The organism is Pseudomonas sp. PME37.24/025, assembly GCF_055556615.1.
Genome location: NZ_JBVHNK010000323.1, coordinates 1 through 260, shown reverse-complemented (window position 1 = coordinate 260; position 260 = coordinate 1). Strand labels below are relative to the sequence as shown.

Annotated in this window: 1 pseudogene; it reads left to right on the top strand. The window is 64.6% G+C overall.

Features of this window, described 5'->3' with window-relative positions:
• Positions 1-260: pseudogene (locus ACZ3HH_RS30550) on the top strand (aconitate hydratase); the annotation flags it as partial.

Here is a 260-nt window from a genome sequence, read left to right as displayed (position 1 = left end):
AAGGACATCTGGCCCAGCGACGAGGAAATCGATGCTGTGGTGGCTACCGCAGTCAAGCCCCAGCAATTCCGCAATGTCTACACCCCGATGTTCTCCGCACGCGTGGACCGCAGCCAATTGGTCAGCCCGCTGTACGACTGGCGTCCCCAAAGCACCTACATCCGCCGTCCGCCCTACTGGGAAGGTGCGCTGGCCGGTGAGCGCACGCTCTCGGGCATGCGCCCGCTGGCCGTGCTGGGCGACAACATCACCACCGACCA